Here is a 25,725-nt window from a genome sequence, read left to right as displayed (position 1 = left end):
TAAGAAGCCTATCGGCATCGGGCAGGCAAACTTGATGCTGGAACCGCGCTCATAAGAAAAAAATATTTTAGTTAAATCATTATTAGAAAGTTAATAGTTTATCTGCGGATAGTGTCCACTGCGCCAGCTCCACCAGAGTGCCGATTTCCACCCCCTCAATCAGCGGCAGGGCGCTGATACCGCGGCCGTCGGTGCAGGTCTTGCACAGCTTCACCGGCACGTTTTGTGCGGTGAGGATCTCCAGCATCTGCTGAATGTTATAGCCCTCGGCAGGCTTCTGGCCGCGCAGCCCGGCGGTCACCGCGTCGGACATCAAAAACAGGCGCAGATCCAGCCCGCTCTCCTGCTCGCGCAAGGCAATCGCCAGCCGCAGGCTGTTAAACAGGGATTCACTGCCATAGGCCGCGCCGTTGGCGACAATCACGATCTTCTGCATCTTGACTCCTGAAAGGTATAAAAGGCATGAAAATTGCTTCTCTCTGTCAAACACTGACCCGGGAGAGAAAGCATGACGAACATCACCGGCGCCACCGAATGGTTTCAGCACGCCAGGCTGATGCGTAAACAACAGCTGTGCAAACTGGCGCAGCTGGGCACGCTTGTCAGCCGAATCAGTCATCTTGCGCACATGCTACAGTGCGAACGCGGAGCTTCCAACATCTGGCTCTGCTCCCGGGGCACGCTGTATGCCCTCGAATGTAAAGCCAGCCGCGCGCTGGTGGACGAACATCTCCAGGCGCTGCACCAGGCGCTCGGCACGCCGCTGATGGCCAGCGGCGCCCTTAGCGAGCGGGTGGCGAACGCCCTGCAGAGCCTGGAACAGCTGCCCGCATTACGCGAGGTCATCACCGCCTGTACGCTGCCCGCCGACGTGGCGATGGAGCGCTACAGCCGCACCTTGCGCAACCTGCTCAGTATCGTACCCCAGCTCAACGACAGCATTGACGATCCGCAACTCGCCGGCAGGTTTGTTGCACTTTATAGCCTGATGCAGGGTAAAGAGCTGGTCGGCCAGGAGCGGGCGCTGGGGGCGATCGGCTTTACCCAGGGCTTTTTCAGCGATGAGATGCGCCAGACCCTGGTGGACCGCATCGACGGGCAGCAGGCCTGCTTCGAGGTCTTTCTCTCCCTGACCCCCGCCAGCGTGCACGACCATTTCACCCTCAGCGTGCCGGGAGCCGAAACCGAACAGCTGCGGCGCCTGGCCTGCACCCGCCAGCCCGCAGCGGATAAAGGCGTGCTGGCGCTGCACTGGTTCTCGCTGCAAACCGAACGTCTCGAACACCTGCGCGCCCTGGAAGAGATGCAAATTGCCGATCTGATGCTGGCGGTGGAGGCGCTGATTGGCCGGGCCGACGACGACCTGCCGGAGGAGCCATCCTCCGAAGAGCCGCTGGCCCTTTATCCGCAAAAGCCGCTCCTGCCGCTGGTGCGCCAGCAGGCGCGGGAGATCGAACAACTCTCCCGCCAGCTGGCCTCGATGCGCGACACTCTCGAGGAGCGCAAGGTGATCGATAAAGCCAAAAGCGTGCTGATGACCCATCAGCAGATGAGCGAGGAGCAGGCCTGGTGCCAGCTGCGCAAGATGGCGATGGACAAGAACCAGCGGATGGTGGATATCGCCCGGGCGCTGCTCACCGTCAAGGCACTCTGGCAGCAGTAGCTGCACCTCAGGCGGGCAACCTGTGCATGATTGAGGTGCGTTCTGGCTGCGGGATGGCGGAAAAGGCCCGTAAACCAGGGCCTTAAAAGCTGGCATCCCCTTTGCATTAGTTAAATCACAATTTGAGACCACGCGCCAACGGCGGTGCGACGGTCTTCAGGATAAAGGCGTCCTGCAGTGCTTCGGCACTGCCGGGCGCTTTTTTTTGGCTTTTTTTCAGGAGTGAGCATGGTGGAATGGACAAGGCGGCGTTTTTTACAGGCCAGCGCGCTGGCAGGCGGGGCGCTGATGTTGCCGGGCGTGATGCAGGGCGCATGGGCTGCAGGCTCCGATAAACCGGAACTCGAGACGGTGCGCGTAGGTTTCATCCCGCTCACCGACTGCGCGCCCCTGGCGATCGCGGCGTATAAGGGCTTCGATAAAAAATACGGCTTCACCCTGGTGCCCACCAAAGAGGCCAGCTGGGCGGCGGTGCGCGACAAGCTGGTGGCCGGAGAGCTGGATGCCGCGCACATTCTCTATGGCCTGCTGTACGGCCTGGAGCTGGGCATCGCCGGTAAGCCCAAGCCAATGGCTAACCTGATGACCCTCAACCAGAACGGACAGGCGATCACCCTGTCGAGCGATCTGGCCCAGCAGGGCGTGCGTGACGGCGAGGGGCTGAAGAAGCTGATCGGCCAACAGGCGCCGGGCAGTTACACCTTCGCCCACACCTTTCCCACCGGCACTCACGCCATGTGGCTCTACTACTGGCTGGCCAGCGCGGGCATTAACCCCTTTGACGACGTGCGCACCGTAGTGGTGCCGCCGCCGCAGATGGTGATGAACATGCGCATCGGCAACATGGTCGGCTTCTGCGTCGGCGAGCCGTGGAACGCCCGCGCCATCAACGATCGCATCGGCTTTACCGCCGCCACCTCCCAGTCCATCTGGCCGGAACACCCGGAAAAGATCCTCGGCACCCGCCGGGAGTGGGTTGAAGCCCACCCCAACACCGCCCGGGCGCTGGTCAGCGCATTGCTGGAGGCCCAGCGCTGGATCGATGCCTCGCCGCAGAACAAAGAAGAGACCGCCCGACTGCTGGCCCGTCGCGCCTGGCTCAACACCAAAGAGCAGTACCTCACCGGCCGGATGCTGGGTGAGTACGACAACGGGGTGGGGCAACGCTGGCAGGACGCTCATCCGATCCGCTTTTTTGAGGACGGGGCGGTCAGCTACCCGTGGCACTCCGACGGGATGTGGTTCTTAACCCAGTTCCGTCGCTGGGGGTTGCTGAAAACCGACCCGGACTACGCCGCCATCGCTCAACGCATCAACCGCACCGACGTCTGGCAGGATGCCGCCACGGCGGTGGGCGGTATTCGCGCGCCATCGTCACCGCTGCGCAGCAGCACCCTGATGGACGGCACCGTCTGGAACGGCACCGATCCGCAGGGTTACGCCAACCGTTTCGCCATTCACCGTACAGGGGCCTGATATGAAAAAAGTTAACACCAAAGCGGCACCCGCCGCGCCGGTCAGCGGAGAAGTGATTGCCCTGCCGCCGGTGCAGGTGCGCCGCCGCTCACCTGCGTTTGCCCGCCGGTTCAACGACCTGCTGCAGCGCCTTATTCCGGCCCTGCTCGGCCTCGGGCTGCTGGTCATCGCCTGGCAGCTGGCGGCCATCAACAGCAAAGGCTTCCCGACGCCGCTCAGCACCCTGGATTCGGCCATCACCCTGTTTGCCGACCCGTTCTACCGCGACGGGCCGAACGACATGGGGGTGGGCTGGAACGTGCTGGCCTCGCTGCAGCGCGTCGCCATTGGCTTTGGCCTGGCGGCGCTGGTGGGGATCCCGCTGGGCTTTATGATCGGCCGCTTTACCTTTCTGGCGCGCATGTTTAACCCGCTGATCGCGCTGCTGCGCCCGGTCAGCCCCCTGGCCTGGCTGCCGATTGGCCTGCTGCTGTTCCAGAAGGCGGAGCCCGCCTCCAGCTGGACCATTTTCATCTGCTCCATCTGGCCGATGGTCATCAACACCGCCGAAGGGGTGCGCCGCATTCCCGAGGATTACCTCAACGTGGCGCGGGTGCTGCAACTCTCCGAGTGGACGGTAATGCGCCGCATTCTGTTTCCCGCCGTGCTGCCTGCGGTCCTGACCGGGGTCCGCCTCTCCATCGGCATCGCCTGGCTGGTGATTGTCGCCGCCGAGATGCTCACCGGGGGACTGGGGATCGGCTTCTGGATCTGGAACGAGTGGAACAACCTTAACGTCGAAAACATTCTCATCGCCATCGTCATTATCGGCGTGGTGGGTTTGCTGCTGGAGCAGGGGCTGATGCTGATCGCCCGTCGTTTCAGCTGGCAGGAAAAATAAGGAGCGCACATGAAACCATTAATTCAGGTCCAGGCCGTCAGCCAGCGTTTTTCCACCGCCAGCGGCGAGTTTCTGGCGCTGCAAAACGTCTCTTTTGATATTCACGAGGGCGAGACCGTCAGCCTGATCGGCCACTCCGGCTGCGGTAAATCGACGCTGCTGAACCTGATCGCCGGTATCACCTTGCCCACCGAAGGCGGGCTGATCTGCGACAACCGCGAGATCGCCGGGCCGGGCCCGGAGCGGGCGGTGGTGTTCCAGAACCACTCCCTGCTGCCCTGGCTCACCTGCTTCGACAACGTGGCCCTGGCGGTGGATCAGGTGTTTCGCCGCAGCATGAGCAAGGCCGAGCGCCGGGAGTGGATCGAACACAACCTCGATCGGGTCCAGATGGGGCACGCCATTCACAAACGTCCGGGGGAGATCTCCGGCGGGATGAAGCAGCGGGTCGGCATTGCCCGCGCGCTGGCGATGAAGCCGAAAGTGCTGCTGATGGATGAGCCGTTCGGTGCCCTCGACGCCCTGACCCGCGCCCATCTGCAGGATTCGGTGATGAAAATTCAGCAGGAGCTGAACACCACCATCGTGTTGATCACCCACGACGTTGACGAGGCGGTGCTGCTCTCGGATCGGGTCCTGATGATGACCAACGGCCCGGCGGCGACGGTGGGGGAGATTTTGCGCGTTGACCTGCCGCGTCCGCGTAATCGGGTGCAGCTGGCGGAGGAGAGCCGCTATCACCATATGCGTCAGCAGATCCTCCATTTCCTCTACGAAAAACAGCCGAAAGCGGCCTGAGGAGCGCCACTATGCGCCTGGTCATCATTGGTAACGGTATGGCGGCAACGCGGCTGATTGAGTCGTTGACCGACCGCGCGCCCGGGCGCTTCGTCATCACGGTCATCGGTGACGAGCAGGCACTGGCCTACAACCGCATACAGCTCTCCCCGGTACTCGGCGGCGAGAAACAGGCTGCCGCCACGCAGCTGCACGATGACGCCTGGTATCGTGCGCGCGGCGTCACGGTGCTCTGCGGCGAGCGGGTGCTGGCGGTGGAGGGCGCGGCGCGGATGTTGCGCACCGATAAACGTCTGATGGGGTGGGATGAGCTGGTGTTTGCCACCGGATCCCAGCCCTTTGTGCCGCCGATCCCCGGAGTGGGTCTGCCGCACGTCTTTACCTTCCGCACCCTCGATGACGTCAACGCCATTCTGGCGACCCCCGGCCCGGCGGTGGTGTTGGGGGGCGGGGTGCTCGGCGTGGAAGCCGCTGCGGCGTTACGGCTGAGAGGTGACAACGTCACTTTAGTGCATCGTGGCCCCTGGCTGATGGAGCAGCAGCTGGATCAGCAGGCCGGGCTGCTGCTGGAGCAGGCGCTGAGCGAGCGGGGCATCGGCTGCGAGCTTAACGGCGGCCTGACGGCGATTGCTGCCGACAGCGTCACCCTCAGCAGCGGACGCACTCTGGCCGCCACGCGGGTGGTGCTGGCGACCGGCGTGACGCCCAACATCGCCCTGGCGCAGGCAGGCGGCGTGCCGTGCGGGCGCGGCATTCTGGTGGATGACCAGATGCGCACCGCCCTGGATGGCATCAGCGCCATCGGCGAGTGCTGCGAAATTGACGGCCAGACCTGGGGGCTGGTGGCCCCGTGCCTGGCCCAGGCGGAGATCCTCGCCGCCCGTCTGGCCGGGGAAAACGTCACCCCCTTGACCCCGATACAAAACGGCATGCGCCTGAAGGTGACCGGCGTTGAGCTGTTCAGCGTCGGGGAGGTGACCGCGCAACAACATGATGCGGTGTGGACCAGCTGGGATCCGCTGACCCGCCACTACCGCCGCTTACTGGTTCGCAACGGCACGCTGGCAGGCGTGCTGCTGATGGGAGAGTGTCGCAGCGCGGCCACCCTCACCGATTTACTGGCTACGTCAGAACCCGCCCAGGCGGACTGGCTGTTCGATCGATTCACTACGCAGCCGCAGGTTGCAGGACAAAACGCGATGACAAAACCTACTCTGATTGTGGTTGGGCACGGTATGGTCGGCCACCATTTTCTTGAAGACTGCGTGAACCGCGGTTTGCATCAGCAATACCAGATTGTGGTCTTCGGTGAAGAGCGCTATGCCGCCTATGACCGCGTCCATCTGTCGGAATACTTTGCCGGACGCAGCGCCGACTCGCTGTCGATGGTGGCCGGGGATTTCTTTGCCGATAACGGCATCGAGCTGCGCCTGTCCCAGCAGATTGTCGCCATCGATCGCGACGCCCGGGTGGTGCGCACCGCAGGTGGACATGAAACCCACTGGGATAAACTGGTGCTGGCGACCGGATCCTATCCGTTTGTACCCCCGGTACCGGGACGCGACCTGCCGGGCTGCTTTGTCTACCGCACCCTTGACGATCTGGACCAGATTGCTGCCCATGCCAAAGGCTCCCGCACTGGGGTAGTGATTGGCGGCGGGCTGCTGGGGCTGGAGGCGGCCAATGCCCTGAAACAGCTCGGGCTGGAGACCCACGTGGTGGAGTTCGCACCAAACCTGATGGCGGTGCAGCTGGATAACGACGGGGCCGCCATGCTGCGACGCAAAATCGAAGCCCTCGGTGTGGGGGTGCATACCAGCAAAGCTACCACCGAGATTGCTCCAACCGACGACGGGATGGTGCTGCGCTTTGCCGACGGCAGCGAGCTGGCCACCGACATGGTGGTCTTCTCTGCCGGGATCCGCCCGCAGGATGCGCTGGCCCGGGACTGCGGTCTGGTGCTGGGGGAGCGCGGCGGGATCAATATCGACAACCAGTGCCGCACCTCTGACGAGGACATCTTCGCCATCGGGGAGTGCGCCCTCTGGGAGGGGAAAATCTATGGCCTGGTGGCCCCGGGCTATCAGATGGCGCGGGTGGCGAGCGCCGCGCTGGCCGGGGAGGCGAACGCCTTCACCGGGGCGGATATGAGCACCAAACTCAAGCTGCTGGGGGTGGACGTGGCCTCGTTTGGCGATGCCCATGCCCGCACGCCGGGAGCGCAGAGCTACCAGTGGACCCACGGCCCGCAGCAGATCTACAAGAAGATCGTGGTCAGCGCCGACAACAAAACCCTGCTCGGCGGGGTGCTGGTGGGGGATGCCAGCGAATACGCCACCCTGGTGCAGATGATGCTCAACGATATCCGCCTGCCGAAGGATCCCGAGACCCTGATCCTGCCCGCGGTGGCGGGCAGCGCCCCGAAAGCGCTTGGCGTGGCGGCCCTGCCGGAGAGCGCGCAGATCTGCTCCTGCCACAACGTCAGCAAGGGCGATATCTGCCAGGCGGTGAGCAACGGTGCTACCGACATCGGGGCGGTAAAACAGTGCACCAAAGCGGCCACCGGCTGCGGGGGGTGCAGCGCGCTGGTGAAGCAGGTGATGGAGTTCCAGCTGGCGGCCCAGGGCGTGGAGGTGAAGAAGGATATCTGCGAGCACTTCGCGTACTCGCGCCAGGAGATCTACCACCTGGTGCGCGTCAACCGCATCCACACTTTTGACCAGCTCATCAGCCGCTACGGCCAGGGCCACGGGTGCGAGATCTGTAAGCCGCTGGTGGGCTCGGTGCTGGCCTCCTGCTGGAACGAATACCTGCTAAAACCGGCCCATCTGCCGCTGCAGGACACCAACGACCGCTACTTCGCCAACATCCAGAAAGACGGCACTTACTCGATTGTGCCGAGGATGGCCGCCGGGGAGGTGACCGCCGACGGGCTGATTGCCATCGGCCAGATCGCTAAACGCTACCAGCTGTACAGCAAAATCACCGGCGGACAGCGCATCGACCTGTTTGGTGCCCGGCTGGAGCAGCTCCCGGAGATCTGGCAGCAGCTGATCGACGCCGGGTTTGAAACCGGCCACGCCTACGGCAAATCCCTGCGTACCGTGAAATCCTGCGTCGGCTCCACCTGGTGCCGCTACGGCGTGCAGGACTCCACCGGCCTGGCGGTGACGCTGGAGAACCGCTACAAGGGGCTGCGCGCCCCGCACAAAATCAAGATGGCCGTCTCGGGCTGCACCCGCGAGTGCGCCGAAGCCCAGAGCAAGGACGTGGGGGTGATCGCCACCGACAAGGGCTGGAACCTCTATCTGTGCGGCAACGGTGGGATGAAGCCGCGCCACGCGGATCTTTTTGCCAGCGATCTCGATGACGTCACCCTCCTGCGCTACGTCGATCGCTTCCTGATGTTCTACATCCGCACCGCCGATCGCCTGCAGCGCACCAGCACCTGGCGGGATAACCTCGAGGGCGGGCTGGAGTACCTGCGGGAGGTGATCATCGATGACAGCCTCGGCATTGCCGACGAGCTGGAGCAGGAGATGCAGCGGGTGGTGGATACGTACCAGTGCGAATGGCAGACCACTCTGCAGGATCCGGGTCGGCTGGCGCAGTTCCGCACCCTCGATGCTGCGCCGGTGACATCAAAGCGCTGGCAGGCGGTCTGTACCCTGGAGGAGATCCCCGAGCAGGCCGGGATCGGTGCCCGTCTGGGTGAGCAGCCCATTGCGCTGTTCCGCTTCGGCAAGTCGGTCTACGCCCTGGAGGACAGGGAGCCGGGCGGCAGCGTCAGCGTGCTGTCGCGCGGTATTCTGGGCGATGCCGGGGGGGAGCCGGTGGTGATCTCCCCGCTGTTTAAGACGCGGATCCGCCTGCGCGACGGGCGGCAGGTCGACACCGGCGAAGTGGCGGTGCGCGCCTGGCCGGTGAAGGTTGACGGCGACCAGGTCATGGTAGGCAGCGAAGAGCTGGTGATGCGTGCGGAGGCCTCATGAGTGAAACCCAGACGACCTGTCCTTACTGCGGCGTGGGCTGCGGCGTAATCGCCCGCGTCGACAACGGCGAGGTGAGCGTGCGCGGCGACGACAGCCATCCGGCCAACTTTGGACGGCTGTGCGTGAAAGGTTCGTCGCTCGGGGAGACCACCGGGTTAGCGGGACGACTCCTGCATCCGGAGGTGGACGATCGGCCGGTGAGCTGGGAGCAGGCGCTGGAGGCGGCGGGTAGCCGTCTCCAGGCGATCGTCGACACCTACGGGCCGCAGGCGGTGGCCTTTTATGCCTCCGGCCAGCTGCTGACCGAGGATTACTACGCCGCCAACAAGCTGATGAAAGGCTTTATCGGGGCGGCCAATATCGACACCAACTCCCGGCTCTGCATGTCCTCGGCGGTGGTGGGTTACAAGCGCGCCTTCGGGGAGGACATTGTTCCGTGCAGCTACGAGGACGTTGAGCATACCGACCTGGTGGTGCTGGTGGGCTCCAACGCCGCCTGGACCCATCCGGTGCTCTATCAGCGCCTGGTGCAGGCGAAAATTGATAATCCGGCGCTGAAGGTGGTGGTGATCGACCCCCGGCGCACCGCGACCTGCGACATTGCCGACCTGCATCTGGCCCTGACGCCGGGGAGCGATGCCGGGCTGTTTGTCGGCCTGCTGAACGCCATTGACCCTGCGCAGGCCAGCGACTGGCCGCCTGAACGCGTGGCGGCGTTTTGCGGCCTGCCGCCCGAGCATGTCGCTGCCTTTTACGCCTGGTTTATCGCCGCCCCGCGGGCGGTGACGCTCTACACCATGGGGATCAACCAGTCCACCAGCGGCAGCGACAAGTGCAATGCCATTATCAATGTCCACCTGGCGAGCGGCAAAATAGGCCGCGAAGGCTGCGGGCCGTTTTCGCTGACCGGTCAGCCCAATGCGATGGGCGGGCGCGAGGTCGGCGGGCTGGCGAATCAGCTGGCGGCGCATATGAACTTCACGCCGGACGATCTCAGCCGGGTGGCGCGCTTCTGGGGGACGGAGCGGCTGGCCCAGACGCCAGGGCTGATGGCGGTAGAGCTGTTCGACGCCATTGCCCGCGGCGAGGTGAAGGCGGTATGGATCATGGGCACCAACCCGGCAGTGTCGCTCCCGGACAGCCATGCGGTCTGTCAGGCGCTGGCGGCCTGCCCGTTGGTGATGATCTCGGAAGTGATGCGCGACACCGATACCAGCCGCTTCGCCCACATTCGCTTTCCGGCGCTCGGCTGGGGAGAGAAAGAGGGGACGGTGACTAACTCCGAACGCCGCATCTCGCGCCAGCGCGCTTTTCTGCCCGCCCCCGGCGAGGCGAAACCGGACTGGTGGATCATCGCCCGACTCGCTGAAAAGCTGGGCTACGGCGCGGCCTTTGCCTGGGATCATCCCCACGCCATCTTTACCGAACACGCCGCGCTGACCGCCTTTGAAAACCAGGGCGAGCGGCAGCTGAACCTCGCGGCGCTGGCGCAGCTCACCCGCACGCAGTGGGATCAACTGACCCCCTGGCAGTGGCCGATTAACCGGGAAGCGTTAACCCACGCCCGGCGGGTGCCGGTCACCCCACAGCCGCACGCCGCCGCGCCGAATCTGCTCTATCCCTTGCTGCTCAACAGCGGTCGACTCCGCGACCAGTGGCATACCATGACCCGCACCGGCTATGTCCCGCGCCTGATGCAGCACAGCGCCGAGCCGACGGTGGATATTTCCCCCCAGGATGCCGCCCGGCTGGGAGTTCAGGACGGACAGCTGACGCGCATCAGCGCCCCGCGCGGGCTGATGGTGGCCCGGGCGCGGATCGGTGACGGGCAGCGCGCCGGGGAACTGTTCGTCCCGATGCACTGGAACAGCTGTTTTTCGCGCCAGGGCAAGGTCAATGCGCTGGTGGAGGGGCGCTGCGATCCCCATTCCGGTCAGCCCGAGAGCAAGCAAACCGCGGTGCGGCTGATGCCGTGGCAGCCCGCCTGGCAGGGGGAGCTTTACAGCCGGGAGGAACTTGCGCTGCCAGTGCATGTCCACTGGTGGCGCAAGGCGACGGCCGGGGTGACACGGCTGACCCTGGCGGGGGACAAACCGCTGCTGGAATGGCTGATGCATTACTGCACCGGGCAGGGCTGGCAGCTGCAAATCGCGCAAACCGGCGATCGCCGCAGCGTGCTGGCCTGGCATGACGGGACACTGATGCTGGGATTCTGGCAAGGCACCGGGTTGCCGGCGCTGGCGCACAGCTTTATCGAAGAGGCGTTTCGCATCGCGCCCGTACAGCTGGCCGAACGTCACGCTCTGCTGAACGGGCAGCATTCCGGCGAGCGCGTTGATCCCGGGCGCATTATCTGCAGCTGTTTCAGCATCGGTGAAAACGCGATCCGCGAGGCGATTGCGCAAGGATGCGACTCCGCGGCGGCGCTGGGGGCAAAACTGCGCTGCGGCACCAACTGCGGCTCCTGCGTGCCGGAACTGAAAGCGATGCTTTCTGTGCGGGTGTAAAAGCCTGATGGCGCTAACGCTTATCAGGCCTACGGGTCCTGTGCGGGTGTAAATGCCTGATGGCGCTAACGCTTATCAGGCCTACGGGTCCTGTGCGGGTGTAAACGCCTGATGGCGCTAACGCTTATCAGGCCTACGTCCCGTAGGCCGGGTAAGCGCAGCGCCACCCGGCAAGCAGGCCCCACAGGTCGGTAAGCGCAGCGCCACCCGGCAATCAAGCTTCAGGATATTCCTGAAATTTCCCTTAGGGCTGAAATTTTTCCTCAATCACGCTAAGGTGTTAACTCTGTTTTCCATCAACACAGGCGCCCTTTCACGACGGTGATGGTTGTTTCTCCCCGCATTCGTTGGCTGTTTTTCCTCCTCTGTTCTGCCGGAGCCGTTCAGGCTGCTCCGAATTCCTTTCTCCAGCAGGCGCAAAATCCCTTTGATAATAACGGCGACAGCCTGCCGGATTTAGGCATGGCGACCCCGACGGGCGAGGGTGAAAAGCATCTGGCGGAGATGGCGAAAGCCTTCGGTGAGGCCAGTATGACCGACAACGGCCTGACCACCGAGGAGCAGGCCCGGCAGTTCGCCCTCGGCCAGGTGCGGGACGCGGTCAGCCAGGAGGTCAATCAGCATATCGAATCGTGGCTCTCCCCCTGGGGAAACGCCAGCGTCGATCTGCTGGTTAACGACGAGGGGCGCTTCACCGGCAGCAAGGGCAGCTGGTTTATTCCCTGGCAGGATAACAATCACTACCTGACCTGGAGCCAGCTTGGGCTCACCCAGCAGGAAGACGGCCTGGTCAGCAACGCGGGGATCGGCCAGCGCTGGGTGGCGGGCAAATGGCTGCTGGGTTACAACACTTTTTACGACAATCTGCTGGATGAGAACCTGCAGCGTGCCGGGCTGGGCGCTGAAGCCTGGGGCGAATACCTGCGCCTGTCGGCCAACTACTATCAGCCCTTTGCCAGCTGGCGTGACAGCTCGGCGGTGGAGGAGCAGCGCATGGCCCGCGGCTACGACGTCACCGCCAAAGCCTGGCTGCCGTTTTATCATCACCTCAATACCAGCGTCAGTTTTGAACAATACTATGGCGACAACGTCGATCTGTTTCACACCGGTACCGGCTATCGCAACCCGCTGGCGGTTAATCTGGGGCTCGATTACACCCCGGTGCCGCTGGTGACCTTCTCCGCCGCCCACAAGCAGGGGGAGAGCGGGGTGAGCCAGAATAACCTCGGCCTGAAGCTCAACTATCGCTTCGGGGTGCCGCTGAAAAAACAGCTCTCCGCCAGCGAAGTGATGGACAGCCGATCCCTGCGGGGCAGTCGTTACGATCCGCCGGAACGCGAGAGCCTGCCGGTGCTGGAGTTCCGCCAGCGGAAAACGCTGTCGGTCTGGCTGGCGACGCCGCCGTGGGATCTCAAGCCGGGTGAAACGGTGGTGCTGAAGCTGGATATTCGCAGCCGTCACGGGGTGCGGACGCTGCACTGGCAGGGGGATACCCAGGCGCTGAGCCTGACCTCACCGGCGCAGGCCAGTGATAGCGACGGGTGGAGTATTATTCTGCCGGCGTGGGATAACCGCGAGGGGGCGAGCAACCGCTGGAAACTGTCGGTGGTGGTGGAAGATAAAGCCGGGCAGCGTGTCTCTTCCAATGAGATCACGCTGGCACTGACGCAGCCGCTCCTGGCCCTGCCAGAAGAGGATCCGCGCTGGGCGCTGCTGCCGGACGAGTAAACTCAGAAAATGCGTTCCTGATGTACCCACACCGCAGCTTCCACCCGTGATTTCAGCTTCATCTTCTTCAGCATATGTTTCACGTGCACTTTGACCGTGCTTTCGGTGATATCGAGACGGCGGGCGATCATCTTGTTCGGCAGACCCTGAGCAATCAGCTTGAGGATATCGCGCTCACGCGGGGTCAGCTGGCTGACGTCGCGGTCGGAGGTGGCGCGGTTGGCGCGCAGGCTGGCCGCCAGCACCGGGGTCAGGGCTTCGCTCAGCACCATGTCACCGGCCGCCGCCTGCTGCAGGGATTTCAGCAACTCTTCCGGCTCCATGTCTTTTAACAGGTAGCCATCGGCGCCGCGTTTCAGGGCGGTGACCACGTCCTCTTCATGGTTGGAGACGCTGAACACCACCACCCGCCCGGAGAGCGATTTTTCGCGCAGCCTGTCCAGGGTTTCGAGGCCGTTCATGCCGGGCATATTGAGGTCGAGCAGGATCAAATCAGGATCGAGAGCCTCGGCCAGTTCAATGCCCTGTTCCCCGTTGCTGGCCTCGCCCACGACGGTGATATCCGACGCCATGCTGATAAGTTGTTTTACGCCGGTGCGCAGCATCGGATGGTCGTCGATCAACAGGATTGTTGCCGGCTCCTGATTAGACATGGTGTTCTCCTTGGGCAGTAAAAAGAGGCTTTTCGGGAATAAAAGTGACGATAACGTCCGTTCCGCCAGATTCACCTGGGCGAACCTGACAATCTCCACGCAGACTTTGTGCGCGGTCGCGCATAATAATCAGACCGTAGTGGTTACTTCTTTCGGCGTTTGCCGGTATGCCGCAGCCGTTGTCGCGCACCACCAGTTTGACCTGATTATCGTGTTGGCTCACGGTGAGTGAGACCGCCGTCGCTCCGGAATGCTTCAGCGCGTTGCTCAACGCTTCGCGGGCGATCTGCAGCAGATGGATGGCTTGGTGCGAGGGCACAAACCGCGGCGGCAGCTGGTAGTCCAGCGACACGGTAAAGCCGAGTCGGGCGCTGAACTCCTGGCAACTGGCCTCCAGCGCAGGCCGCAATCCGGGCTCCGTCAGCTGCAGGCGGAAGGTGGTCAGCAGTTCACGCAGCTGCACCCAGGAGGTGTTCAGCTCGTTGCGGATCTGGCTTAACAGCTGTTTGCTGCTCTCCGGCAGGTCGGTATCCTGCATCTGCAGACAGCTGACCTGCATCTTCATGCAGGAGAGCGACTGGGCGATGGAGTCGTGCAGCTCCCGGGCAATGGTGGCGCGCTCTTCCATCACAATCAGCTGCTGCTGTTTTTCCTGATGGCGATCGAGCGCCAGGGTGGCGGTCAGCTGCTCCACAAGGGTGTCGACCAGCTGCTGCTGATCGTGGCTCAGATGGCGTCCGGCGGGCAGGGTCGCCAGTAAAATGCCGTACTGCGTCAGGTTATCCGCCAGCCGCCACTTCAAGGTCGTGCCGCTGGTGGTCAGCGGCGGCAGGCCGCGCGGACAGAGATGGCAGCCGATTTCATCGCAGCTCATATCTGACTGACAGGTAAATTCCTGATGATTCTCTTCATCTTCCAGGTCATACACCCGCAGCTCGATATCGTGCAACAGGGTCAGATTCTGCAACCCGTTGAGCACCGGCGAGAGCCGCTCGCACATCGGCACCTGCGAGTGTAGACGGCGGTTAGCCTGCCAGAGGAAGGAGAGGATCTCGTTTTTCTGCTCCAGCCCGGCGGTTTTTTCCCGCACCCGCTGTTCCAGCACCGCGTAGCTTTCAGCCAGCTCGCCGGACATAGTGTTCAGCGCTTCGCCGAGCATGGCCATTTCGTTGCGCCCGTTGATGTGCGCGCGCTGGGTAAAATCGCGCTGGGTGACGGCGCGGGCCACCGCCAGCAGTTGCCGCCAGGGGTGCAGCAGCCTGGCGCGTAGCCAGAGAATGGTGAATATCAGCAGCAGCGCCATAAACAGCACCATCAGCCGCTGCATCAGTACCACCCGCTCAATACGTTGTTCAGTGCTGCGGTCGAAGGCGGTGACCAGATTATCGAGGCGGCTGACAAAACCGGAGACATCACTGGCGACCGCGTCGGGGTTTTGCGCCTGACGGAGCCCCGGGGCCAGCTGATTTTGCCAGTAATCCTGCAGGGCTTTCAGCTGCGCCTGCTGGTTATCGCGCTGTGCCGCGCTTTGCAGTTCCGGGCTGAACGCCGTGGCGTTCATTTCATCGAGTAACGTCTGGTCTTTGGCTTCCAACGGGATCGCCGCCAGCAGGCGGTAGCTCTGCATGCGCAGTGAACCGGCCTTGTTAATGGCGTGCGCGCTGCCCTGTACGCCCTGAACCAGCCAGCCGGAAATTGCCATTCCCGTCACCCCGATTGCGGTAGACAGCATGACAATAAGTACCAGTTGATTAATCAGCGTCAGCGGTGAAAAACAGCGTTTAAACATAGGGCAGTCTGGCTCCTGACAATGCCTGGACTCGGCAAGGGCTCTATTCTCAGGCATACCCTGGAGTATACCCATACCTAAAAAGGATTACCTACTAATTGCCATTTGTCGGACGAATGGGAGGAGGGGGTAAGCCGGGAGTAGCAGCACCGTGAAAAACCACACCTTTTTTAGCGGAATGCGCTACTCACGAGGGAGTAGCACAACTTTTCTTCGCGTAATTTGCCCGCCTTCTCCTTGATTTATATCAACTTACCGCCAGCTTAAAACCCTGATCTTTGTAGCATCTTTTAAGAATCAGAGGTGTCTATGAGTCACTCAACTACCCCCGAAAGGGATTCTGGCCCGGTTATTACGGAGTGGCGTCCGGAAGATCCGGCGTTCTGGCAACAGCGCGGCCAACGTATAGCCAGTCGTAATCTTTGGATTTCCGTTCCCTGCCTGCTGCTGGCGTTTTGCGTCTGGATGTTGTTCAGCGCCGTCGCGGTTAACCTGCCAAAAGTGGGCTTCAAATTTACCACCGACCAGCTGTTTATGTTAACGGCGCTGCCGGCACTCTCCGGTGCGCTGCTGCGTGTGCCTTATGCCTTTATGGTGCCGCTGTTCGGCGGTCGCCGCTGGACCGCGTTCAGTACCGGGATCATGATTATTCCGTGCGTGTGGCTGGGCTTTGCGGTACAGGATACCTCTACTCCGTTTAGCGTCTTTGTGATTATCTCCCTGCTGTGCGGTTTTGCCGGGGCTAACTTTGCCTCCAGCATGGCCAACATCAGCTTCTTCTTCCCGAAACAGAAGCAGGGCGGGGCGCTGGGGATCAACGGCGGTCTGGGCAACATGGGCGTCAGCGTGATGCAGCTGATTGCGCCGCTGGCGATTTCGGTCTCTATCTTTGCGGCCTTTGGCGGTGCGGGCGTTGAGCAGGCTGATGGCTCTTACCTGTTCCTGCAGAATGCCGCGTGGATCTGGGTGCCGTTCCTGGTGGTCTTAACCCTGGCCGCATGGTTCGGCATGAACGATCTGGCGGCGTCGAAAGCCTCCCTCAGCGAACAGCTGCCGGTGCTGAAGCGTGCCCACCTGTGGATCATGGCGCTGCTCTATCTGGCGACCTTCGGCTCCTTTATCGGCTTCTCCGCCGGGTTTGCGATGCTGTCAAAAACCCAGTTCCCGGACGTGCAGATCCTGCACTACGCCTTCTTCGGTCCGTTCATTGGCGCACTGGCGCGCTCCACCGGGGGGATGATCTCCGACCGTCTGGGTGGTACCCGCGTCACCCTGGTGAACTTTGTGGTGATGGCGATCTTCTGCGCCCTGCTGTTCATGACCCTGCCGGTAAACGGCGTGGGCGGTAATTTTGGCGCCTTCTTCGCGGTGTTTATGGTGCTGTTCCTGACGGCCGGGCTGGGCAGTGCTTCCACCTTCCAGATGATTTCGGTGATCTTCCGTAAGCTGACGATGGATCGCGTAAAAGCGCAGGGCGGCAACGAGCAGCAGGCGATGCGTGAAGCGGCCACCGACACCGCAGCCGCGCTGGGCTTCATCTCTGCGATTGGCGCGATTGGCGGGTTCTTTATCCCTAAAGCGTTCGGCATTTCGCTGGATCTGACCGGCTCTCCGGCGGGTGCCATGAAAGTGTTCCTCGTTTTCTATATCGTCTGCGTGTTTGTCACCTGGCTGGTATATGGACGCAATTCTAATAAAAAGTAAGTAAGTGATTATCCGTTTGCGCGGCCTGGTGCCGCGCTTTTTTTATCCTGTATTTAGTTACAACATACTAAAGGCGGTACCCTCTGCCGCCGGGCAGCCGCTGTGATCGCCATCGCTAATCAGGACGCTCTACCCCTTAATACCACTCTGTAAAACTTCCAGGCATACTTTTGTACGATAAATCACAAATAGACATATAAAACAGCAACTTGATGCGTTTTCCTCTGTACCGCTTTAGGGGTAGGAGAGAATTAGCCCCTCTAAACATCCCCCGTTCCTCTTGATCGTTATCAATTCCCGCCATCTTTCATAGCGTTACCTTCGCTGCAAATCAGCAATGTCGATTTAGAGAGCCACAGGCTCCACACAGGAGATACCCGATGAGCAAATTTTTGGACCGGTTTCGCTACTTCAAACAGAAGGGTGAAACTTTTGCCGATGGGCACGGCCAGGTTCTGGAGACCAACCGGGACTGGGAAGACGGTTACCGTCAGCGCTGGCAGCATGACAAAGTTGTCCGTTCCACCCACGGCGTAAACTGCACCGGCTCATGCAGCTGGAAGATTTTCGTGAAAAACGGTCTGGTGACCTGGGAAATGCAGCAGACCGACTACCCGCGCACCCGCCCGGATATGCCAAACCACGAACCGCGTGGCTGCCCGCGTGGCGCCAGCTACTCCTGGTATCTCTACAGCGCTAACCGCCTGAAATATCCGCTGATGCGTAAACGCCTGATGAAAATGTGGCGTGAAGCGAAAGTGCAGCACAGCGATCCGGTTGAGGCCTGGGCCTCTATTATCGAAGACGCCGACAAAGCGAAAAGCTTCAAGCAGGCGCGCGGTCGCGGCGGTTTTGTCCGCTCCTCCTGGCAGGAAGTGAATGAGCTGATTGCCGCCTCTAACGTTTATACCGTTAAAACCTACGGCCCGGACCGTGTCGCGGGCTTCTCGCCGATCCCGGCGATGTCGATGGTCTCCTATGCGTCCGGCGCGCGTTATCTCTCCCTGATTGGCGGTACCTGCCTGAGCTTCTACGACTGGTACTGCGACCTGCCGCCTGCGTCTCCACAGACCTGGGGCGAGCAGACCGATGTGCCAGAATCCGCCGACTGGTACAACTCCAGCTACATCATCGCCTGGGGCTCTAACGTTCCGCAGACCCGTACCCCGGACGCCCACTTCTTTACCGAAGTGCGTTACAAAGGCACCAAAACCGTTGCCGTGACCCCGGACTACGCCGAAATCGCCAAGCTGTGCGACCTGTGGCTGGCACCGAAGCAGGGTACCGATGCCGCGATGGCGCTGGCGATGGGCCACGTGATGCTGCGTGAGTTCCACCTCGACAAGCCAAGCCAGTACTTCACCGACTACGTGCGCAAATATACCGACATGCCGATGCTGGTGATGCTGGAAGAGCGTGACGGTTATTACGCCGCGGGTCGTATGCTGCGTGCCGCCGACCTGGTGGATGCGCTGGGCCAGGAAAATAATCCGGAGTGGAAAACCGTTGCCTACAACAGCAATGGCGACATGATTGCGCCGAACGGCTCTATCGGTTTCCGCTGGGGCGAGAAGGGCAAATGGAACCTTGAGCAGCGCGATGGCACGTCCGGCGAAGAGACCGAACTGCGCCTGAGCATGCTGGGCAGCCAGGACGAGATCGCCGATGTCGGCTTCCCGTACTTTGGCGGCGAAGGTTCAGAGCACTTCAACAAGGTTGAGCTGCAGAACATCCTGATGCACAAACTGCCGGTGAAACGCCTGCAGCTGGCCGATGGTACTACCGCGCTGGTGACCACCGTTTACGACCTGACCCTGGCCAACTACGGCCTGGAGCGCGGTCTGAATGATGAAAACTGCGCCACTCACTATGACGACGTAAAAGCTTACACCCCGGCATGGGCGGAGCAGATCACCGGCGTACCACGGGCGCACATCATCCGTACCGCACGTGAATTTGCCGATAACGCCGACAAGACTCACGGTCGTTCAATGATCATCGTCGGTGCCGGTCTGAACCACTGGTATCACCTCGATATGAACTATCGCGGCCTGATCAACATGCTGATCTTCTGCGGCTGCGTCGGTCAGAGCGGCGGCGGCTGGGCACACTATGTCGGCCAGGAAAAACTGCGTCCGCAGACCGGCTGGCAGCCGCTGGCGTTTGCCCTCGACTGGCAGCGTCCGGCGCGTCACATGAACAGCACCTCTTACTTCTATAACCACTCCAGCCAGTGGCGCTACGAGACGGTGACTGCCCAGGAGCTGCTCTCCCCGATGGCGGATAAATCCCGCTACAGCGGCCACCTGATCGACTTCAACGTGCGCGCAGAGCGTATGGGCTGGCTACCGTCTGCACCTCAGCTGGGAACCAACCCGCTGCGTATCGCGGAAGAGGCGAAGAAGGCGGGCATGACGCCGGTGGACTACACCGTCAAATCCCTGAAAGAGGGCTCGATTCGCTTTGCGGCGGAACAGCCTGAGAACGGTAAAAACCACCCGCGCAACCTGTTTATCTGGCGCTCAAACCTGCTGGGTTCGTCCGGTAAAGGCCACGAGTACATGCTGAAATACCTGCTCGGTACCGAAAACGGTATCCAGGGTAAAGATCTCGGCAAGCAGGGCGGCGTGAAGCCGGAAGAGGTGGAGTGGAAAGACAACGGTCTCGACGGCAAGCTGGATCTGGTGGTGACCCTGGACTTCCGTCTCTCCAGCACCTGCCTGTATTCCGACATCGTGCTGCCAACCGCCACCTGGTATGAAAAAGACGACATGAATACCTCGGATATGCATCCGTTTATTCATCCGCTGTCTGCCGCCGTTGACCCGGCCTGGGAATCGAAAAGCGACTGGGATATCTACAAAGATATCGCGAAGAAATTCTCCGAAGTCTGCGTGGGGCACCTCGGCAAAGAGACTGACGTAGTGACGCTGCCCATCCAGCACGATTCCGCTGCCGAACTGGCGCAGCCGCTGGACGTGAAGGACTGGAAAAAAGGCGAATGTGACCTGATCCCGGGCGTAACGGCGCCGCACATCATTCCGGTTGAACGTGACTATCCGGCAACCTACGAGCGCTTTACCTCTATCGGCCCGCTGATGGAAAAAATCGGTAACGGCGGGAAAGGGATTGGCTGGAACACCCAGACCGAAATGGACCTGCTGCGTAAGCTCAACTACACCAAAGCGGACGGCCCGGCCAAAGGTCAGCCAATGCTGAACACCGCGATTGATGCGGCAGAGATGATCCTGACCCTGGCCCCGGAAACCAACGGCCACGTGGCCGTGAAAGCCTGGGCAGCGCTGAGTGAATTTACCGGCCGTGACCACACGCATCTGGCGACGAATAAAGAGGAAGAGAAAATCCGCTTCCGCGATATTCAGGCCCAGCCGCGCAAAATCATCTCCAGCCCGACCTGGTCTGGTCTGGAAGATGAGCACGTCTCCTATAACGCCGGCTACACCAACGTTCACGAGCTGATCCCATGGCGTACCCTGACCGGTCGTCAGTCTCTGTATCAGGATCACCAGTGGATGCGCGACTTCGGTGAAAGTCTGCTGGTGTACCGTCCGCCAATCGACACCCGTTCGGTAAAAGCCGTAATGGGCGCGAAATCCAACGGAAACCCTGAGAAGGCGCTGAACTTCCTGACGCCGCACCAGAAGTGGGGTATCCACTCCACCTACAGCGACAACCTGCTGATGCTGACCCTGTCGCGCGGTGGTCCGATTGTCTGGATGAGCGAAGCGGACGCCAAAGATCTGGGTATTGAAGATAACGACTGGATCGAAGTGTTTAACAGCAACGGTGCCCTGACGGCGCGTGCGGTAGTGAGCCAGCGTGTCCCGGCCGGGATGACCATGATGTACCACGCCCAGGAACGTATCGTTAACCTGCCGGGTTCAGAGATCACCGAGCAGCGCGGCGGGATCCACAACTCCGTGACCCGTATTACGCCGAAACCGACCCACATGATCGGCGGCTATGCGCAGCTGGCCTACGGCTTTAACTACTACGGCACCGTAGGATCGAACCGCGATGAGTTCGTGGTGGTACGTAAGATGAAGAATATTAACTGGTTAGACGGCGAAGGTAATGACCAGGTACAGGAGAGCGTAAAATGAAAATTCGTTCACAAGTCGGCATGGTGCTGAATCTGGATAAATGCATCGGCTGTCATACCTGCTCAGTCACCTGTAAAAATGTCTGGACCAGCCGGGAAGGTATGGAGTACGCCTGGTTCAACAACGTCGAAAGCAAGCCGGGCACCGGCTTCCCGACCGACTGGGAAAACCAGGAGAAGTGGAAGGGCGGCTGGATCCGTAAAATCAACGGTAAGCTGCAGCCACGCATGGGTAACCGCGCGTTGCTGCTGGGTAAAATCTTCGCAAACCCGCATCTGCCGGGCATCGACGATTACTACGAGCCGTTTGATTTTGACTACCAGAACCTGCACAACGCGCCGGAGAGTAAACACCAGCCGATTGCCCGTCCACGCTCGCTGATCACCGGTCAGCGCATGGACAAAATCACCAGCGGGCCAAACTGGGAAGAGATTCTGGGCGGCGAGTTCGAAAAACGCGCCAAAGACCAGAACTTCGACAACATGCAGAAGGCGATGTACGGCCAGTTCGAAAACACCTTCATGATGTATCTGCCGCGCCTGTGCGAACACTGCCTTAACCCGGCGTGCGTGGCGACCTGCCCGAGCGGTGCCATCTACAAGCGTGAAGAAGACGGCATCGTGCTGATCGACCAGGACAAGTGCCGCGGCTGGCGTATGTGCATCACCGGCTGCCCGTACAAAAAGATCTACTTCAACTGGAAGAGCGGTAAGTCCGAGAAGTGCATCTTCTGCTACCCGCGTATCGAAGCCGGGATGCCGACCGTCTGTTCTGAAAGCTGCGTAGGCCGTATCCGCTACCTCGGCGTGCTGCTGTACGACGCGGATGCGATTGAGAACGCGGCGAGCACCGAGAACGAGAAAGATCTCTATCAGCGTCAGCTGGACGTGTTCCTCGATCCGAACGATCCGAAAGTGATCGCTCAGGCGCTGGCAGACGGGATTCCGCAGAGCGTGATCGACGCGGCGCAGCAGTCGCCGGTCTACAAAATGGCGATGGACTGGAAGCTGGCCCTGCCGCTGCACCCGGAATACCGCACATTGCCAATGGTCTGGTACGTGCCGCCGCTGTCTCCAATTCAGTCCGCGGCGGACGCGGGCGAGCTGGGCAGCAACGGTATCCTGCCGGATGTCGAAAGCCTGCGTATCCCGGTTCAGTATCTGGCGAACCTGCTGACCGCAGGTGACACCCAGCCGGTACTGCTGGCCCTGAAACGCATGCTGGCGATGCGCCACTTCAAACGCACCGAAACCGTTGACGGCGTGATTGATACCCGTGCGCTGGAAGAGGTGGGTCTGAGCGAAGCCCAGGCCCAGGAGATGTACCGTTACCTGGCAATTGCCAACTACGAAGATCGTTTCGTGGTGCCAAGCAGCCACCGTGAGCTGGCGCGTGAAGCCTTCCCGGAGAAAAGCGGGTGTGGCTTTACCTTCGGCGATGGTTGCCACGGTTCAGACAACAAATTCAACCTGTTCAACAGCCGCCGCATCGATGCGATGGATGTGACCAGCAAAACGGAGCCGCACCAATGATTGAACTCGTCATTGTTTCGCGTCTGCTCGAGTACCCGGATGCTGCGCTTGTGCAGCATCAACAGGAACTCTTCGATGCACTCGCGTCATCGGAAAACCTGGATAAAGAGGATGCCCAGACACTGGGCGTTTTCCTCCGCGACCTGCTGGCGCGCGATCTTCTGGATGCCCAGTCTGACTACAGCCAGCTGTTCGATCGCGGCCGTGCCACGTCGCTGCTGCTGTTTGAACATGTACACGGCGAATCCCGCGATCGCGGTCAGGCGATGGTCGATCTGATGGCCCAGTACGAGCAGCACGGTTTGCATCTCGACAGCCGCGAGCTGCCGGATCACCTCCCGCTGTATCTGGAATATCTGGCGCAGTTGCCGAAAGAAGAGGCGCTGGGCGGTTTGCAGGATATCGCGCCGATCCTGGCGTTACTGGGTGCGCGTCTTCAGCAGCGTGAAAGCCGCTATGCGGTGCTGTTCGATCTGCTGGTGAAGCTGGCCAACGCCTCGGTCGACAGTGAAAAAGTGGCGGAGAAAATCGCGGATGAAGCCCGGGATGACACCCCGCAGGCGCTGGATGCGGTCTGGGAAGAGGAGCAGGTGAAGTTCTTTGCTGACCAGAGCTGCGGCGAGTCGGAAATCTCTGCTCACCAGCGTCGTTTTGCCGGTGCCGTTGCCCCGCAATATTTGAATATCTCTAACGGAGGACAGCAATAATGCACTTCCTGAATATGTTCTTCTTCGATATCTATCCGTACATTGCGGGTTCGGTATTTCTGATTGGTAGCTGGCTGCGTTACGACTACGGCCAGTACACCTGGCGCGCCGCCTCAAGCCAGATGCTGGATCGCAAAGGGATGAACATGGCGTCGAACCTGTTCCACATCGGGATTCTGGGTATCTTTGCCGGCCACTTCCTGGGCATGCTGACCCCGCACTGGATGTATGAATCCTTCCTGCCGATGGACGTGAAGCAGAAGATGGCGATGATTGCCGGGGGGGCCTGCGGCGTGATGACCCTGGTGGGCGGCCTGATGCTGCTGAAGCGTCGTCTGTTCAGCCCGCGCGTGCGCGCCACCACTACCGGGGCGGATATTCTGATCCTCTCCCTGCTGATGGTGCAGTGTGCGCTGGGCCTGCTGACTATTCCGTTCTCCGCACAACACATGGACGGGAGTGAAATGCTGAAGCTGGTGGGTTGGGCGCAGTCGGTGGTGACCTTCCACGGCGGTGCGTCTGAGCATCTGGACGGCGTGGCCTTTGTCTTCCGCGTGCACCTGGTGCTGGGTATGACCCTGTTCCTGCTGTTCCCGTTCTCCCGTCTGGTGCATATCTGGAGCGCGCCGGTGGAGTACCTGACGCGCAGATATCAGATTGTGCGTGCCCGTCGCTAATCCGCTGTTTTAATCTGAACCCCGCTCTGGCGGGGTTTTTTTTCGCCCCAACCCAGGTTGTTGCCCGCGGCGGCAAGCAGAATCAAGGCCCCACCGGCCAGCTGAGTGAGGCTCAGCGAGTGGCCAAACACCAGATTATCGACAATCAGCGCAACCACCGGATAGATAAACGACAGCGAGCCGATAACAGGGGTAGGGAGTTTCTGAATGGCGCTGTAGAGCAGCTGATACATGATCCCGGTGTGGACAATACCCAGCGTCAATAAAATCCCCCACGGGAAATCGGCGGAGAAGGTCGGCATATGCGCCAGCGGCAGAAGCATCACCACGCCGGTCAGGACCTGAATAAAGGCGATATGCTGCGGCGCGAGAGTCTTTAACTTCCGCGTGATGATGGCGGTGAGGGCATAGAAGAAAGCTGCGCCCAGCGCCAGGCCGATTCCGGCCAGCCATCCCGCTTCATGCCCGCCGGTCAGTTCGCTGGAGAGCAGAATAACCACGCCGCCAAAGGCGAGGAATAACCAACCCCACTTCACCAGACTCACCCGTTCGCCCAGCAGCATGCCCATCAGCACCAGCATAAAGGGCTGGGTGTTATAAACCACCGTCGACAGGCCGATAGAGATACGCTCAAAGGCGGCGAACAGCAGCAGCCAGTTCACCACCAGCGCGACGCCGCCAAAAATGGCGAGGGCCAGCGTGACTTTGGTTAACGGGCTGAAAGGCTGTTTACTGAATCGAATAAAGAGAAACAGCGTAATGGCGCCAATCAGACAGCGCCAGAACACCACTTCCGTCACCGGTAAGCCCGAGAGTAAAACAAAAGCGCCGATAGAGCCGGATATCAGCATCGCCAGGCTCATTTGCCAGACGCCCTGTTGAATGTCACGCATCATACACCTCCTGATTAATACCCTTATTGTTGAAAAAACGTGTCCGGTTTTACAGCGCTGAATTAAGGTGGTAGGGGTGATTTGCTTTTATAAATTAGGTGGAAGTTATGGAATACCTTATCGATGAGATCGACCGCCGGATTCTGGCCTGTCTGGTGGAGGATGCGCGCATGTCGCTGAAGGTGTTGAGCGGTCGGGTGGGGCTCACGTCGCCCAGCACGGCAGAGCGGTTAAAAAGGCTGGAGGAGCGGGGCGTCGTTCAGGGATACGGCGCCCGGGTGAACCTGGCGGCGTTAGGCTATACCCTGCAAGCGCTGGTGCGCGTGCGCCCGTTGCCGGGGTTATTGCATAAGGTAGATAAATATATTCAGGCGATGCCGGAGTGTATTGAAAGCGACAAAGTGACCGGCGAGGACTGTTTTGTCATCAGGCTGGTGGTGCGCTCGATCGCGCAGCTGGATATGCTGCTGGATGGGCTGGCGGAACATGCCCAGTGCAATACGTCGATTGTGAAGAGTTCACCGGTCACCCGTCGGTTGCCACCGTTGTAGTTGGATGTCGCCGGGTGGCGGCTGCGCCTTACCCGGCCTACGGTTCGGTTT

At 61.0% G+C, this 25,725-nt stretch carries 17 protein-coding genes; 13 read left to right on the top strand and 4 right to left on the bottom strand.

Annotation, left to right across the window (positions count from 1 at the left end; translation table 11 throughout):
• Positions 1–82: 82 nt before the first annotated feature.
• Complete coding sequence (gene ychN / locus ACP4QI_RS12830) at positions 83–436, bottom strand: DsrE/F sulfur relay family protein YchN (RefSeq protein WP_285128824.1); 354 nt, start codon at positions 434–436, stop codon at positions 83–85.
• 72 nt (positions 437–508) lie between these two features.
• Here ychN and nasR point away from each other — a divergent pair, with 72 nt between their 5' ends.
• The 7 genes from nasR to ACP4QI_RS12795 all read left to right on the top strand — a co-directional run bounded on the left by nasR (position 509) and on the right by ACP4QI_RS12795 (position 13,044).
• Entirely contained in the window at positions 509–1,663 is a 1,155-nt protein-coding gene (nasR, locus tag ACP4QI_RS12825) for a nitrate regulatory protein NasR (RefSeq protein WP_285128825.1), read from the top strand.
• A gap of 228 nt (positions 1,664–1,891) precedes the next feature.
• On the top strand, positions 1,892–3,139 hold the full coding sequence (locus tag ACP4QI_RS12820) for a CmpA/NrtA family ABC transporter substrate-binding protein (protein WP_285128826.1): 1,248 nt from the start codon (positions 1,892–1,894) through the stop codon (positions 3,137–3,139).
• A gap of 1 nt (position 3,140) precedes the next feature.
• A complete protein-coding gene (gene ntrB / locus ACP4QI_RS12815; protein WP_142489849.1) occupies positions 3,141–4,019 on the top strand; it encodes a nitrate ABC transporter permease in 879 nt (292 codons plus the stop codon).
• Between the two features lie 9 nt (positions 4,020–4,028).
• On the top strand, positions 4,029–4,817 hold the full coding sequence (locus tag ACP4QI_RS12810) for an ABC transporter ATP-binding protein (protein ID WP_225758598.1): 789 nt from the start codon (positions 4,029–4,031) through the stop codon (positions 4,815–4,817).
• 11 nt (positions 4,818–4,828) lie between these two features.
• Complete coding sequence (nirB, locus tag ACP4QI_RS12805) at positions 4,829–8,809, top strand: nitrite reductase large subunit NirB (protein ID WP_426495358.1); 3,981 nt, start codon at positions 4,829–4,831, stop codon at positions 8,807–8,809.
• A complete protein-coding gene (locus ACP4QI_RS12800) occupies positions 8,806–11,316 on the top strand; it encodes a nitrate reductase (protein ID WP_426495359.1) in 2,511 nt (836 codons plus the stop codon). Before nirB ends, ACP4QI_RS12800 begins: the two co-directional genes overlap by 4 nt.
• 324 nt (positions 11,317–11,640) lie before the next feature.
• Positions 11,641–13,044, top strand: a complete 1,404-nt coding sequence (locus tag ACP4QI_RS12795; protein ID WP_142489845.1) for a YchO/YchP family invasin — start codon at positions 11,641–11,643, stop codon at positions 13,042–13,044.
• A 2-nt stretch (positions 13,045–13,046) separates the two neighbouring features.
• On the opposite strand, the gene narL is transcribed toward ACP4QI_RS12795, so the two are convergent.
• Positions 13,047–13,697, bottom strand: coding sequence for a two-component system response regulator NarL (narL, locus tag ACP4QI_RS12790; RefSeq protein WP_142489844.1), 651 nt, complete (start codon positions 13,695–13,697; stop codon positions 13,047–13,049).
• Positions 13,690–15,486, bottom strand: coding sequence for a nitrate/nitrite two-component system sensor histidine kinase NarX (gene narX / locus ACP4QI_RS12785; protein WP_426495360.1), 1,797 nt, complete (start codon positions 15,484–15,486; stop codon positions 13,690–13,692). The genes narL and narX overlap by 8 nt, the downstream gene beginning before the upstream one ends.
• A 309-nt stretch (positions 15,487–15,795) precedes the next feature.
• Here narX and ACP4QI_RS12780 point away from each other — a divergent pair, with 309 nt between their 5' ends.
• From ACP4QI_RS12780 to narI, 5 genes are all read left to right on the top strand, one after another.
• Complete coding sequence (locus tag ACP4QI_RS12780; protein ID WP_142489842.1) at positions 15,796–17,190, top strand: NarK family nitrate/nitrite MFS transporter; 1,395 nt, start codon at positions 15,796–15,798, stop codon at positions 17,188–17,190.
• A 380-nt stretch (positions 17,191–17,570) separates the two neighbouring features.
• On the top strand, positions 17,571–21,314 hold the full coding sequence (locus tag ACP4QI_RS12775; RefSeq protein WP_142489841.1) for a nitrate reductase subunit alpha: 3,744 nt from the start codon (positions 17,571–17,573) through the stop codon (positions 21,312–21,314).
• The gene (narH, locus tag ACP4QI_RS12770) at positions 21,311–22,846 is read left to right on the top strand and encodes a nitrate reductase subunit beta (protein ID WP_142489840.1); all 1,536 of its coding nucleotides are present in this window, start codon (positions 21,311–21,313) and stop codon (positions 22,844–22,846) included. The genes ACP4QI_RS12775 and narH overlap by 4 nt, the downstream gene beginning before the upstream one ends.
• Positions 22,843–23,553, top strand: a complete 711-nt coding sequence (gene narJ / locus ACP4QI_RS12765; protein WP_231312151.1) for a nitrate reductase molybdenum cofactor assembly chaperone — start codon at positions 22,843–22,845, stop codon at positions 23,551–23,553. Before narH ends, narJ begins: the two co-directional genes overlap by 4 nt.
• On the top strand, positions 23,553–24,230 hold the full coding sequence (narI, locus tag ACP4QI_RS12760) for a respiratory nitrate reductase subunit gamma (protein ID WP_106993195.1): 678 nt from the start codon (positions 23,553–23,555) through the stop codon (positions 24,228–24,230). Before narJ ends, narI begins: the two co-directional genes overlap by 1 nt.
• On the opposite strand, the gene ACP4QI_RS12755 is transcribed toward narI, so the two are convergent.
• Entirely contained in the window at positions 24,227–25,123 is an 897-nt protein-coding gene (locus tag ACP4QI_RS12755; RefSeq protein WP_426495391.1) for a DMT family transporter, read from the bottom strand. The two genes, narI and ACP4QI_RS12755, sit on opposite strands and share 4 nt — an antisense overlap.
• A 107-nt stretch (positions 25,124–25,230) precedes the next feature.
• Here ACP4QI_RS12755 and ACP4QI_RS12750 point away from each other — a divergent pair, with 107 nt between their 5' ends.
• Positions 25,231–25,674, top strand: a complete 444-nt coding sequence (locus ACP4QI_RS12750) for an Lrp/AsnC family transcriptional regulator (RefSeq protein WP_142489838.1) — start codon at positions 25,231–25,233, stop codon at positions 25,672–25,674.
• Positions 25,675–25,725 lie beyond the last annotated feature (51 nt).

The sequence above is a fragment of the Leclercia sp. TB492 genome (genome assembly GCF_049974505.2).
GTDB lineage: Bacteria > Pseudomonadota > Gammaproteobacteria > Enterobacterales > Enterobacteriaceae > Enterobacter > Enterobacter adecarboxylatus_C.
This window is presented reverse-complemented; position numbering and strand designations above follow the sequence as displayed.